This is a genomic window from Cedecea sp. B1(4) (assembly GCF_059414925.1).
The window spans coordinates 284,843-298,187 of record NZ_JCAHMZ010000008.1 but is presented as its reverse complement, the minus strand read 5'-3'; the positions used below and the strand labels follow the sequence as shown (position 1 = coordinate 298,187).

Annotated in this window: 15 protein-coding genes; 11 read left to right on the top strand and 4 right to left on the bottom strand. The window is 52.7% G+C overall.

Annotated features, from left to right (window positions below):
* Positions 1–40 precede the first annotated feature (40 nt).
* From ACR6JA_RS18510 to zinT, 11 genes are all read left to right on the top strand, one after another.
* Positions 41–304, top strand: a complete 264-nt coding sequence (locus ACR6JA_RS18510; protein ID WP_008454379.1) for a PAAR domain-containing protein — start codon at positions 41–43, stop codon at positions 302–304.
* A 3-nt stretch (positions 305–307) separates the two neighbouring features.
* Entirely contained in the window at positions 308–1,150 is an 843-nt protein-coding gene (locus ACR6JA_RS18505; protein ID WP_494494003.1) for a TagK domain-containing protein, read from the top strand.
* Between the two features lie 14 nt (positions 1,151–1,164).
* Positions 1,165–1,965: a type VI secretion system accessory protein TagJ gene (locus ACR6JA_RS18500; protein WP_166876286.1), complete on the top strand. Its 801-nt coding sequence runs from the start codon at positions 1,165–1,167 to the stop codon at positions 1,963–1,965.
* Positions 1,952–2,455 carry a type VI secretion system baseplate subunit TssE gene (locus tag ACR6JA_RS18495; RefSeq protein WP_008454385.1) on the top strand — a complete coding sequence of 168 codons (504 nt, stop codon included), beginning with the start codon at positions 1,952–1,954 and terminating at the stop codon, positions 2,453–2,455. The genes ACR6JA_RS18500 and ACR6JA_RS18495 overlap by 14 nt, the downstream gene beginning before the upstream one ends.
* A gap of 627 nt (positions 2,456–3,082) precedes the next feature.
* Positions 3,083–3,691 (top strand): helix-turn-helix transcriptional regulator, encoded by a 609-nt coding sequence (locus ACR6JA_RS18490; RefSeq protein ID WP_166866544.1) that lies wholly within the window; start codon positions 3,083–3,085, stop codon positions 3,689–3,691.
* A 29-nt stretch (positions 3,692–3,720) separates the two neighbouring features.
* Complete coding sequence (locus ACR6JA_RS18485) at positions 3,721–6,624, top strand: autotransporter outer membrane beta-barrel domain-containing protein (RefSeq protein ID WP_494494004.1); 2,904 nt, start codon at positions 3,721–3,723, stop codon at positions 6,622–6,624.
* A 65-nt stretch (positions 6,625–6,689) separates the two neighbouring features.
* Positions 6,690–7,250, top strand: a complete 561-nt coding sequence (locus ACR6JA_RS18480) for a helix-turn-helix domain-containing protein (protein WP_166876280.1) — start codon at positions 6,690–6,692, stop codon at positions 7,248–7,250.
* 50 nt (positions 7,251–7,300) lie between these two features.
* A complete protein-coding gene (locus tag ACR6JA_RS18475; RefSeq protein ID WP_349773463.1) occupies positions 7,301–7,813 on the top strand; it encodes a GNAT family N-acetyltransferase in 513 nt (170 codons plus the stop codon).
* On the top strand, positions 7,810–8,343 hold the full coding sequence (locus tag ACR6JA_RS18470) for a phospholipase D family nuclease (RefSeq protein ID WP_213713080.1): 534 nt from the start codon (positions 7,810–7,812) through the stop codon (positions 8,341–8,343). The genes ACR6JA_RS18475 and ACR6JA_RS18470 overlap by 4 nt, the downstream gene beginning before the upstream one ends.
* A gap of 91 nt (positions 8,344–8,434) precedes the next feature.
* Positions 8,435–9,139 carry a hypothetical protein gene (locus ACR6JA_RS18465; protein ID WP_213713082.1) on the top strand — a complete coding sequence of 235 codons (705 nt, stop codon included), beginning with the start codon at positions 8,435–8,437 and terminating at the stop codon, positions 9,137–9,139.
* Positions 9,140–9,446: 307 nt separating this feature from the next.
* A complete protein-coding gene (zinT, locus tag ACR6JA_RS18460) occupies positions 9,447–10,091 on the top strand; it encodes a metal-binding protein ZinT (protein ID WP_213713084.1) in 645 nt (214 codons plus the stop codon).
* A 35-nt stretch (positions 10,092–10,126) separates the two neighbouring features.
* Here the strand turns inward: zinT and ACR6JA_RS18455 are convergent, their stop codons facing one another.
* From ACR6JA_RS18455 to ACR6JA_RS18440, 4 genes are all read right to left on the bottom strand, one after another.
* Positions 10,127–10,810: an outer membrane protein gene (locus ACR6JA_RS18455; protein WP_494494005.1), complete on the bottom strand. Its 684-nt coding sequence runs from the start codon at positions 10,808–10,810 to the stop codon at positions 10,127–10,129.
* An 18-nt stretch (positions 10,811–10,828) separates the two neighbouring features.
* Positions 10,829–11,326 carry a GlcG/HbpS family heme-binding protein gene (locus ACR6JA_RS18450; RefSeq protein ID WP_494494006.1) on the bottom strand — a complete coding sequence of 166 codons (498 nt, stop codon included), beginning with the start codon at positions 11,324–11,326 and terminating at the stop codon, positions 10,829–10,831.
* A 92-nt stretch (positions 11,327–11,418) separates the two neighbouring features.
* Positions 11,419–12,036 carry a response regulator transcription factor gene (locus ACR6JA_RS18445; RefSeq protein ID WP_494494007.1) on the bottom strand — a complete coding sequence of 206 codons (618 nt, stop codon included), beginning with the start codon at positions 12,034–12,036 and terminating at the stop codon, positions 11,419–11,421.
* Positions 12,036–13,343: a sensor histidine kinase gene (locus ACR6JA_RS18440; protein ID WP_494494008.1), complete on the bottom strand. Its 1,308-nt coding sequence runs from the start codon at positions 13,341–13,343 to the stop codon at positions 12,036–12,038. Before ACR6JA_RS18440 ends, ACR6JA_RS18445 begins: the two co-directional genes overlap by 1 nt.
* Between the last annotated feature and the right edge of the window lie 2 nt (positions 13,344–13,345).

The window sequence follows — 13,345 nt, the reverse complement described above, 5'->3', positions numbered from 1 at the left end:
TTTGCCTCCGCCCTGACTGTTTTATTAAGGAGTGCGAACGATGCAAAACGCAGGACGAGTAGGCGATGCGACCGCGCATGGCGGAGCATTATGCAGTGGATCGGGTGACGTTTATATCAATGGATTGCCGGCGGCAATGGCTGGTATGAGCGTCGCGCCTTGTGCTTTGGGGCACGGGGCCGCCCCCGTAGCGACAGGATCCGGGTCGGTCTTTATCAACGGTTTACCAGCAGCGCGCCTGGGGGACGTGACCGGCTGCGGCGCGGTTGTCGCCACCGGTTCCGGCGATGTCTACATAGGCTAAGCCGTGAATATTCACTTTGAATGGCCTGCTTCACGCCCGCCTGTCGCGCTGCCCAGAAACCTGACGGCCGAGACGGCTGCGGTGTTTGATGTAGCCAGTGGCTGTTTCGGCATCCATAACGCCCATTCCGGGCAGGATGCCGTCATCTTCTACTGGCATCTGGCAAGACCGGTGATGTTAAGCCTTTGCTTGCACCATGTGTGCCTGCTTGATGGCTGCGAAGTGGCCTATGGGTGCAGCCAGCCGCTGAACGATAAAAGCCAGCTGCAGCTAGGCCACTTTAAACTGGGCTTTGTCAGCCAAGACAGCACTGACGTCGATGAGCAAACTTTCTATCGGCTGATTTACCCCGGCGGTGCATGGCAGTCTGCGGATAAGGTGCCTGAGGTTGAAGATATCCTGCCCAACGGCGGGCATTACATCAACGACTTACGCTATTTCAATGACGTTATCCTCGAACAGGCCAAGGGCAATGATGTGCTGAAAACGCTTGAGGTTGAATACAAGCGTTTTCTCATCTGGCGCGAGCAGGATGGCGGCTATTCAGGTGGAATGGCTCAGCATGCCGATTACATCATCAAAACGGATCTGCGATTTGATGATGTCAACGCGCAAATCAAAGGCAAGACGCTGACCGAATGTATTGTTGCTAAAGATTTTCTCATGGAGAAGGTATGGCCTGAGCTGGAACGCGGCGAAGCGGCGGATGACATTTTTAGCGAGGAGGAAAAAACCGACTTGCTGCTTGTCCTGTCGCCCGAGCACATTGCGGCCAAAGGAAAAAATACGGTGCCTGAGCTGGTATTTCAGGACTTCAATAAAGTGGGTCTGGACTCTTATTACTAATTAAAGGAATTGTCATGATGCAGGATTTTACTTCACTTACCCAGGCGCTTAAAAACGCGTCATTGAATGCGCTGCTAGAGCAGGTGCTGGCGCAGGTTAAAACGAATCCACAGGATCTTAAAGCTCGTGAAGTGCTGTTTAAGCTCTACTGCGTCGAGGGGAGCTGGGACAAGGCGCTGTTGCAGCTGCAAACCCTGGCGCTGCTGGACGATGCTCTGCACAAGCAGACAGAGCTGTATAAAAATCTGGTCTTCAGCGAAATGCAACGTTTGCAGGTTTTAACCGGTGAACGGCAGGCTGCGACGCTGCAGGGAGAAATGCCGTTATGGATGGAAAAGCTGCATCAGGCGAACGTCGAGCATTATCAGGGGCAGACCCGACTGGCGGCGCTTTCTCGCGGTGAGGCTTTTGAGCTTGCACCTGAAAGCGCAGGGCAAAGCGATACGCTGGCGGCATTCAAGTGGATAGCCGACAGCGATGGCCGCCTGGGGCCGGTCTGCGAATTTATTTGTGCAGGGGGCTATCGTTGGCTGCCGTTTGCCTCAATACAAACGCTCAGCGTTTCCACCCCTGGCGATTTGCTTGATCTGATTTGGCTGCCTGCAACCATCAAGGTTGCCGATGAGGTATACCACGGGTATATCCCTGCCCGTTACCCCGTAGAACCTCAGGACGATCAGCAAAATAAACTGGGGCTGAAAACAGAGTGGATAACGCTGTCTGAAGATCTTTCGGCGGGTACCGGGCGTAAAGTGCTGGTGACCGATATTAGCGATCGTTCAATAATGGAAGTTGGCGACATTGTTTTCGAATAATCCCTCAGAACGAAAGCAGCAATATCTTCCCACGCTGCTACAGCGCCTGCAGGACGATGAACCCAAAAGTCCTCACGATCGCGCGAGATTAATTGACATAAAGGGGATGCGGAGTCTGGTTCAAAAGGAGATTGTTGATCTTATTAATCATACCAATATAGAAGATAGACTAAATGAGCAGCAACATAAGCTAATTATGGCTTCTGTTCTCAATTATGGGGTGCCGGCCTTGATAGGCACCCAGGAAAATCACAAGAATTGGAGTGTTATAGAAAAAACGATTCGTAACACTATTTTACGCTTTGAGCCAAGAATTATTCCTGAAACGCTTATCGTCCGCTCACTACAGGACAAGGAGGGTGTAGCCCGGCATGCCGTTATACCGTTCGAGATCCGCGGGCTCATATACTGGCAGCCCAGGCCGGTTGATTTATGCATGAGCGGTCGCTATGACTTTGAGTCTGAAAAAGTCGATTTGAAGTTGCTATAAGTGCATCACAGATTTACTCTTTGGGGTATGCCCATTTCTGGGTATTCTTATCTTTAAGAAATGTGGTCGGGCTTTTTTCCTGGCTACTTATCTCAAAATATCCTCATCAGATAAATCCCCATGCTTCCTGTGTAATAAATTGCTGCGCATTATATTAATGTGCGCGGCTGTTTTTATTGTTTGTAGTTTAAAAAACTATATTTAAGCCTATTATCTAGACGATAATTTTGAAAAAACGCATGTTAATGATATATTTGATCGTTTTATGGGTTGAGGGTAAACTTAAGTCCGACTTCCAACAAAGTCTTAATCTAAGAATAGGAGGGGCGTTTATCCTCCTGCACCAATTTTTTGTGTCTCATTAAAATTAGTCTCTATCTCTGGTTGGTTTAATCATATAGGCTGTTTTTCTATCTTTAACAGTATGTTAGCTTAATCTTTCTCATCTTCGTATGGAGGAAAATATTTAAGGAAGGCATTACGTCAGGGGCCGGATAGGTTATGTCTGAATGGCTTAACTTACCATAAGTTGTTTCTATTCGCTCACTTTGTCTTTTCTGACAAGCATTTCGTATGCCCTGGAGTAGCTGCAACTTGGATGGGAATCGCAACACATGGGTGTGAAGTATGTTGAACATATTATTATTGGATTCTAACTATTACCAGACATCGGGACTGAGCCTCTTAATTACTAACCAACTTGCTGAGGAAAGCCTCGGTGAGGTCTGTTTTTTATTACCGTCCGAAGAAATGAGTTATGACATCGCTAACATTATCTTTCAGGATGACAGAGTAACGATTCAAATTAATAACCAACGGAATAATGAAGTTTCGTTTGATGGCGGATACAAGGAGAATGAAAAAATAATTGTCCATGTTCCATTTTTAACCAGAAACCAAACGCTTAACGACATATCCATGAAGATCGGCAAGATACTTGCGATTGCGCGTTCGGATTATAACCTGCTCATCAACAAGGAAGAGGCCTACTGGAGCCTGGGGCTAAAGAAATATGCACAGCTCTCTGATACTGAAAATAATGTAATGATTCTGATTGGTCGGGGGTACAACAGCACCGATATTTCTAGGATCCTTAATCGCTCAAGAAAAACCATTAGCACGCATTATCGTAACGCCAGCCGAAAAATGGGGGCGGCAAATAGAGCCGAATTTTATCGGTTTGCATCATTTATTGCCCGCTGCGGACGCGATGAAAGAAACACCCTTTGCCTGTGAGGCAATGATCAACTTAAAAGGAATTGAAAATGAAGTATAAAATATACATCAAATGGAGATTAAACCCCTTACTGCCCCAACGGCTGTGTATTTTAAGCGTACTTGCGGCTGGCTGTTCGCCCGCGTGGGCGGCCAATAATGACACGATTATTATCAACGGCGGTAATAGCACCCTAAGCAACACGACGTTGAATAATGAGGTTACAGGCAATTTTATTGTCCAGGCGAGAAATAATGCGACCGTCTCCGCCTCTCAATTGGTTCTTAATAGTTCCGGAAAGAATGGGGGAGGCGCGTGGATAGATAATAGCGAATTCAACGTGCAGGACTTGCAGGTCAACGTGACCGGCAAGGGCGGCAGCGGGGTTTACTTTGCCAATGACAGCTTTGGAACATTAGATAAATTTAACATTACCGGGCAGGACAACGCGCTGGGTCTGGTTCTGGACGGTTACTGGACGGCAAACCAGGGAACGTCGGTGGTGCAGGCATCCAATGGGGAGATCGCCACACAGGGCGGCGATGCTATCAGGGTGATGGCCGGGGAGCTGACGCTGAATAACGTCTCTGCCAGTACTGAGGGCGATCACAGCTACGCGGTTAACGCGAATTTAGCCGCAAAAATTGCGATTGAAGGCGGTACTTTCACTACCGAAGGCGCATACAGCGATGCCTTCTGGGTGGCATCCAGGGACTCCTCCGTCGCAGTGAACAACGCGAAAATCGCCACAAAGGGGGATAACGCTATTGCCGTTAATGCCCAGCGGGGTGAGGCCCGGATGACCCGCAGTACCATTGAAACGTTGGGGGATAATGCCCACGGTTTGTACAGCGAATACCTGATTACCGGCGATAACCTGTCTGTCACCACTTCGGGTAAAGGCAGCGTGGGCATGTTTACCGCACGCGGTGGGCAAGGCAGCTTAACAAATAGCCATATCTCGACGTCGGGCGAGCTTGCCCCGGGCCTGCTGGCCTACCCCAATGCGCAAATCAAAGCGGATCATGTGCAGATCGAAACCACGGGCAAAACAAGTTTTGGCCTCTGGAGCCAGGGGGGAGAGCTAGACGTCAAGCACAGCACGATTTCTACCACAGGAGAGGACGCGAGCGGCCTCTATGTGAATGGCAGTTCATCGTCAACGGCAATCAGTAACACCGTGACGCTGGAAAATGTGGGGCTGAATGCCGCCCAGGCTCGGGCCATTGACGTTACGGCGACCGAGCTGCTGCTGAACGTCAAGGATTCCGACATCAGCGGTGGCAACGGCCAGCTGATGACGGTGGAGCACTATGATGACGGGGCCAGCGGTGTCAACAACGTCTACAGCAAGGTGACATTTAATGCCGCCAGCAGCGCGCTGAAAGGTGACATTGTGGTGGACGATCCGGCCAATAGCGTGGCGGTAAATCTGACATCCGGCTCCGTGCTGACGGGAGCCGTGACCCATGCATCCTCGCTGATGCTCGACGAGAGCAGCCGTTGGAATATCAATAACCGCTCTGTCGTTGGGCAACTGACCAATAATGGCACGCTCGTTTTTACCGACGAGAACAATTTTGACTCGCTTACCGTAGCAGGCGATTACGCCGGTGATGGCGGGCTGATGGTGATGAACAGCGTGCTTGGCGACGATAATTCTCCGGCGAATAAGCTGATAGTTCAGGGTGACGTTCTGCCCGGCACAACGCACGTTAGCGTGAATAATTTGGGGGGACGCGGGGCCAGTACCGTGGAAGGCATCGAACTGGTTGATGTGCAGGGGACGTCCCAAGGCAGCTTCGTTAAGGCGGGCCGTATTGTTGCGGGAGCCTACGACTACGATCTGGTTCGGAAAAACGACAGCTGGTATCTCACCAGCCAGCTTACCCCGGTGGATCCCGAACCTACACCCGAGCCGGATCCTGCACCTACACCCGAGCCGGCACCCGAACCGAAAGTCGATCCGATCGTTCGACCTGAGGGCGGGAGCTATACGGCTAACCTCGCGGCAGCGAATAACCTGTTTATCATGACCCTGCATGACCGACTCGGAGAGACGCAATTTATTGATGCCTTAACCGGCCAACGGGAGGTGACCAGTCTTTGGCTACGCCAGGTTGGCGGCCACAATGTCTGGCGCGATGGCAGCGGGCAGCTAAAAACACAAAGTAACCGTTACCTGACGCAGATGGGCGGCGACGTGGCCCGCTGGAGCACGGACGGCACCGACCGCTGGCATGTCGGGGTTATGGCAGGTTACGGGAAAAACAGCAGCACGACGGAGAATAGATCCAGCGGCTATCGTTCGAAAGGCACGGTGGACGGCTACAGTATTGGCGGCTACGGCACCTGGTACGCTAACGAAGAGGATCGCACCGGCGCATGGCTGGACAGCTGGCTTCAGTACGGCTGGTTTAATAACGAAGTGAAGGGCGATAGCCTTGCGACGGAAACCTATAAGTCGCATGGGATAACCGCCTCGCTGGAAGCTGGTTATACCTGGAAACTAGGCCAGTTTTGGAGCAGCCAGGGTACCGTCAACGAATGGTTTGTGCAGCCACACGCCCAGGCGGTCTGGATGGGCGTTCGCGCAGACAAGCATCAGGAAGAGAACGGCACCCGCGTTCGCCAGGAGGGGGACGGCAATATGCTGACCCGCTTAGGGGTTAAAACCTGGCTCAAAAGCCACCACGCACGCGATGGCCATAAGCAGCGTGAGTTCCAGCCCTTTGTTGAGCTGAACTGGCTGCACAACACGCGCAGTTTTGCGACAAACCTCGATGAGGTTCGCATCGGCCAGAATGGCGCGACCAATATTGCAGAAGCCAAAGTTGGGCTCGAGGGGCAGATCAGCGCCCGGGTGAATCTGTGGGGCAATGTCGGCGTGCAGATAGGGGATGCGGGCTACAGCGACGCTGCGGCGATGTTTGGTATGAAATACAATTTCTAAGCCCTTAAATTCGGGCAGGCTAGCGCCTGCCCGAATGCTTTTTATGGGTTGAGGTGATGACGGATATGAGAATCGTTGCAAAGGAATGTTTTTATCTGGACGGATTGTTAACGCTGTTAGAAAGAATGCATCTCGACTACACCGAATGGGGTATCTGGATCACCGGACAGCGTTTTATCCCGTTTTTTATTTTTACAGAAAATAACGCCTACGCGCTTTATAACAGCGTGTTTCGACACAGAATACCTTCGCCGTCGATCATATTTTGTTCCGACCGGGCGAAGACTTTCCTTCAGGATATTTGGTACAGGGAAGAAATCTATTTTATTTCGTTGAGCGATGATTGTTATACGATCGGCGGAAAAATCAACTCAGCCATTGCGAAAATACTGTACCCTAAAAGGCAGCGTATCGTGCCTTCCTGCCCGTACTGCCGTTTAGACTGCGATGAAATAAATGTTATTCGCTTTTTGTTAAAAGGCTATAAGCCCGCCATGATTGCAGACTCTCTCAGCATAACGATTCGGCAGATCAGCCTCCATAAGCGTTCAGCAATGAGTAAGCTCCAGGTGAAAAGCTTCGCGGAGCTCTACTTTAAGGTTAAGTTATTAGACGCTATCGCTTAAATTCAAATTTTGATGGCAAATATCTTCTTTGTTGGGGGAAAGGCATGAGTATGAAAATACGTAAAGCAAGGCTGGAAGATGTGCCGCTCTTAGCGACGTTGGGGAGCGAAAGTTATCGCCATCACTTTGAGCGACACTGGGTATCTGCTGAGGAGCTTCAGGCTTTTATTGAAGAGGAATACGCTCCGCAGACGCTGGCCGAGAGCCTGGCCTGCCCTGAGGTCAGCTGGTTTATTGCTGAGGTAGAAAAGCCGGTGGGATTTGCCAAAATCAGCTGGAACCTGCCGGTGCCGGAGCAGTCGTTTTCCGGCGCTTTGCTGAACAAACTCTATCTTGCCCCCGGCGAGACAGGTAAACACTACGGCAAGCTGATTTTCGACGAAATGCTTCGGCTGGCGCAGCGGCGAGAACAGCATTATCTCTGGCTACAGGTTCTGGAAGGGAACGAAGGCGCCCGGCGCTTTTATGAAGCCCTGGGCATGCGCCACTTAACCAGCGAAACGTTTTCCAGTGCGAGCCAAACCAGCACCCTCTATATCCTCGGCAAGAGCATTCAGAAATGATCAAGCCTGGCGTCCTGTCCTCTTTTTTAATTATCGCACTGAGTCTGCCTGCAGCGGCTTTTGCCGTGCCAGACGTTCAGGTTGGCTTTTCGCCCGAAGGCTCGGCCCAAGCGCTGGTGCTGCAGACGCTCGCCGGAGCGCAGAAGTCTATCCGCATGATAGGTTATTCGTTCCAGGCCCCCGATATTGTTCAGGCGCTGGTGGATGCGAAAAAGCGGGGCGTTGACGTTCGCGTGGTGGTGGATAAAAAGCGTAACCAGAATAAAGCCAGTCTGAAAGCAATGCACTATGCCGCAGCCAACGGCGTGCAGCTCCGGATCGACGGGCATTATCACATTCAGCATGACAAAACGATCGTTGTGGATGAGCGAACCGTTGAAACTGGCTCGTTCAACTTTGCGCCTTCTGCCGAAACTGAAAACAGTGAAAACGTGGTGGTGCTAAGCAATATGCCTGACATTGCCAGGCAGTATGTCGCCCACTGGGAAAGCCGCTGGGCGCTGGGTGTGCCTTTTCAGCTATCCCCCTGAATGACCTCATCTTCCTTAAATTTGGTAGGTACAGTTTTGAACAGCCCTGCCGATGTCATCCGCTTCCGGGATGATGTTTTAAGGATAGAAAATGCTGCAAAAAATAAATCTCTCTGTGTTGGCAACGGCATTATTGCTGGCTGGATGTGCCTCAAAACCTTTGCCTGACACCGAAAAACGCGTGGCGACGCAGACGGTAACCTCGACGAATCAGTCACAGCTTATTGTTGAAAGTTGGGAGAAGATCGAGACCAGTATTAGCCGCCCAACTGACACCCAACTGCGCTACGTGACTCAGGGCGATACCTCTAAAACCGCGGCGCTGAAAACGCTGCAGTTCGTCGCCCTGGCATTTGCGGGAGGTGGGCAGGTCAATGGTTTTAGCAAGGAAGATTTGAAAGGGACTCAGGTGCCGGGCGTTATGAACCCTTCCATTACTTACCTGACGCCGCGCGTGAGCGACATCATGAAAAACGAGATGGATCGCCAGCCGATGAGAAAATACAACAGCCCGCTGATCATCAAGCCCACAACCTGGAAGCTGATGTATAAAAACCTGGCGGGCGGTGACGACAATTATACGTTAGTGATGAAAACGACGCTCAGTCGCAATGCCACAGACAAAACAGGAAAAGACAACTACATGTTCGTGGAGTGTGTTTCTACCGAAACGACTCAGCAATATACCCTCCCACAATGGCAGGCCAATAACTATGCCAAAGTGAATGAGGTGACAAAGCAGGTATTGGATAGCTGTCTCGCTAAATTTACTACCAAGGCGCATGATTTCCTTTAATGACGAAGGAAGTCACCGTTTTAAAAAGAATGCCTGGATCATTTCATCGGGCATTCAATTACCCCCTTGCTGTTCAGTAAATGTGTCAGTGTAAGCCCATCAGGTTAAATGACATCATCACCCGGTCAGCTCAACTGAACCGGCCTTTATCGCCGTTTCCCCTTGCTTTGCCTTACCTGAATTTATTGAAACTAACCCCATTTCCTTTCCATCCGGGATATTCATTCTCGCTGAAAACCTGATTGATGTTTTAATTGTTATGTTATAACGTTTTGCTTTTCGTGTAAGGAACACACAGGGGAACAATATGATCATGAAAAAATCGGCGTTTATTCTGGGCATGGGCGTGTTGTTGGCGAGCCATCAGGCGCTGGCGCACGGCCATCATCACGGTAAACCGCTCACGGAAGTGGAACAAAAGGCGAGCGAAGGGATCTTTGACGACGTTAACGTGAAAGATCGCGCGCTGTCCGACTGGGACGGCATCTGGCAGTCGGTCAATCCCCTGCTGCTAAGCGGTGACCTCGATCCGGTGCTGGAGAAAAAGGCCAAAAAGAGCGGCAAAAGCCTGGCGGAATATCGTGCGTATTATCAAAAGGGCTATGCGACAAACGTGGAGATGATGGGGATTGAGAATAACGTCATCGAGTTTCACGTCGGCAAAGAAGTGCAAAGTTGTCATTACGACTATGCCGGGCACAAAATCCTGACCTATGCCTCGGGAAAGAAAGGCGTTCGCTACCTGTTTGAGTGCAAAGATGCGCAGTCCAAAGCGCCAAAGTTTGTGCAGTTTAGCGACCACATCATCGCCCCGCGCCAGTCGCAGCATTTCCATATCTTTATGGGGAGCGAATCACAAGATGCTTTGCTGAAAGAGATGGACAACTGGCCGACGTATTACCCGTACAACATGACCAAAGCGCAGGTTGTGGACGAGATGCTGCATCACTAACAATGTAAAAGGGCGGCCCGGTGGCCGCCTTATTGTTAGAACAGGTAGCGAGCACCCAGAGTGAACTCGCTGGAGGCCAGGCGAGCTTTCATCTGCTCATCCTTCAGGCCACGCACGTTCCCGAAGGTGTTATAGCCGCTTTCCACTTTCCCCATATCCACGTAGCGATAGCCCACGTCGAAACTCAGGCGAGCGACCGGTGAGTAGCTGATGCCCGCGCCCAGCGAATAAGCGAGATTGTTTTGCGTGCTGTCGGCGTATTCACGGGCGGCGTTGCCCTGCCAGCCACCGGCCTTCACTTTCGCAATACCTAAGCCAGCGGTGCCAAACAGCGACACGCCATAGCCAATGTCGTAATCGCGATAGACGTTCAGCATCAGCCGCTCGGTGTTCAGCTTCAGGTGGTTCAGGCTGGTCGGGAAGGCGGATGAGCCGCTGGTAAATTCAGTTTTCTGGCGGAAAGTGTATTCTCCTTCGGTGCGCCAGCCGTTGCCGTACTGGTAGCCCGCCGCCAGTGACGCGCCGCCGAGCCTGTCTTTCTCTTTACCGCCAACAAACTGGCCGACGCCGGGACGGCTGCTGGTGTCCTGGTCACTGGCGCGCTGCTCGCTGTGTACATATTTCGCCGAAGCGTAGTAGCCTTCATCGCTGGTGGCTGCGGCGGCATGGCCTGCGCTCAGCAGAAGCGCCAGCGTCAGTAAGCTTTTCTTGTCATGCATGTCCTGCTCCTTGTGGTGTTATCCCGCGTTCAGTTCTTTCTCAATATTGTTTAAGCCTGCCAGGGCACAGGCCTGATCCAGATGGCCGCCCGGTGCGCCGCCGACGCCGACCGCGCCAATCACCTGTTCACCCGACTTCACCGGCACGCCGCCCGCCAGCAGCAGGAAGCCTGGAATATCACGCAGGTTGGCCGCGCCCGCATTGGACTGGGAACCCTTCATCACGTTGTCGGTTGGGTTTTTGGTGGTCAGCGAGGTGAAGGCCTTCATGCGGCTGGCTTCCACGGTATGCGGCCCGGCGTTGTCCATGCGCTTCATCACCAGCGGCGTGCCTGAACGATCGACTACGGTGACCGCCACGTTGTAGTTGTCTTTGGCACAGGCCTGAAGGACGTTTTGCGCCAGCTTATCGGCGAGATCGAGGGAGATGTTTTTTTGGCTCAGTACGCCATTGGCGGCGCTGGCCGTGGAGACAAGACCGCCCAGCAGCAGGGCGCTTAACAGAACACGTTTCATGATGTTGCTCCAGAGTTGTTGGCTATGGGGCAATACTATGCAACGCGGAGATAGCGGGAAATTGGCGCGAACACCTAACTTTCCAGGTAGTTTTACTTAGTCTCTTTGGCGATATCGCCGTAGGTTTTCAGCAGTTTGGGCAGCGAGTTGACTTCCAGTTTGGAGAAAATATTGGCGCGGTGCGCTTCCACGGTGCGTGGCGACAGCGAACACAGCTGCGCGATCTCCTTACTGGAATAGCCCTGAATAAGCTGCTCCAGCATCTCTTTTTCCCGCGCAGTAAGCGTGGCCAGCTTTTCCTGCAGCGGCTGCCATTGCTGCCGGGCTTCAACCTTCGCTTTCTGTTGTTCCATTGCCGCACCGACAACCTCAAACAGCAGATCGGCATCAACCGGCTTGGTCAGGAACTCAAAGGCACCGTTCTTAAAGGCGCGGCGGCACAAATCGATGTTGCCGTGTCCGGTCATGATAATCACTGGCAGCGCCAGGCCCTGCTGCGTCCACTCCTCCAGCAGCGTCAGCCCGGTTTTCCCTGGCATGCGGATATCGAGCAGCATACAGCCGTCGAGCTGGCTTAAGTCATCGGCATTTTGCTGAAACGCCTGGGCGCTGTCAAAAGCCTGGGTTTGCCAACCGACGGTGGCGAGCAGCAGACTCAGCGAGTCACGAATGGCGGCGTCATCGTCAATCAGCCAGATACACGGGGCCATTATTTCTCCTCATCCTTAAGCGGGAACCACAGGCGGAAGCAGGCTCCGCCCGCTGATGTGTTGCTGGCCTCAAGGGTGCCGTTCAGGCGCTGTACCAGCGTGTCGGCGAGCGCCATCCCCAGCCCGACGCCCTGCGCTCGGGTGGTGAAGAACGGAATAAAGACCTGTTCCAGCGCCTCAGGGGAAAGCCCCGGCCCGCCGTCGGTGACCGTCAGCGCGATGCCGTTATTATCCGAGCTTGCCTCCAGGTGTACCCAGCCTGCGCCGTTGGTTTGTGCCTGAATCGCGTTGCTGGCGATGTTATGCAGGATTTGCTCAACCCACAGCGGCGGGGCGATGAGCGGCGGCAGGTCGTCGGCAAAATGGCTGGTGACGCGGATTTTGCTGTGGCTCAGTTCGTTATCCAACAGTTTGCACACGCGCTGCCAGAGCGACGGGAGATCGACCCGCTGGTGCTCGGCGCGTTCGCTGGTGAGCTTCTGGCGAAATTGGCTAAGCAGGCCGTCGATGCGCTTTATCTGCAGCACAGCGGCGTCCAGCAGTTGTGGTACCTGAGCCGGATTATCCTGTTTAATCAGCCGTACTGCTGCCTGGTTATAGCTCATGATGGCGCTCAGCGGCTGGTTCAGCTCGTGCACCATGCCGGCCGCCAATTCTCCCATGGTATTGAGGCGCGTCAGTTCGGCGTAGCGGGCGCGCAGGTCGGCAATGTCCCGGCGGCGTTTGTTGGCCTGATATTGCGTCAGCAAGTAGATCGCCAGCGCCCAAAACAGCGCCGGGGATGCTATCAGCCACCAGGGCAGTTTCGCCCATGCCGGGCTGTCGCTGACCGAAACTAAAAACGGCTGTGTCGGGCTGGCCACGGTTTTATCCCACTGCCAGTAACCCTTGTTGGCGGTGCCCTGTTCGCAAAGAAGAGCGTTATTCCAGCTGATGCTGAGGTGTTGAAACGTCTTTTTCTCGCCCAGCGTGTCGAGCAGCGTCGGGAAATCGATCAGCAGCGAGAGGTTAGGGCGGTTCAGCCAGTAGCGGCCATTGGCTTCTGGCACAATCGCCAGGCGAGGCTCCGGGTTGTCATGCCGCCGCCACTCGACGATCTGCGGCAGAATGTGCTGCACCTCAACGGCGTTTTGGCTGACGGGCAGCAGAGGAATGATGGCATCGTGCTGGGACAGCTTAACCGTGATTTCGCGGTAAAGAATGCGGAAGTCGGCGGATTTATCTTCGTACTGCTGCTGTAAAAACCAGGCGCCAAGTCCCGCACAGCTAAGCAGCGTGAGCAGGAGCCAGCTGATTATCCTTAACATGC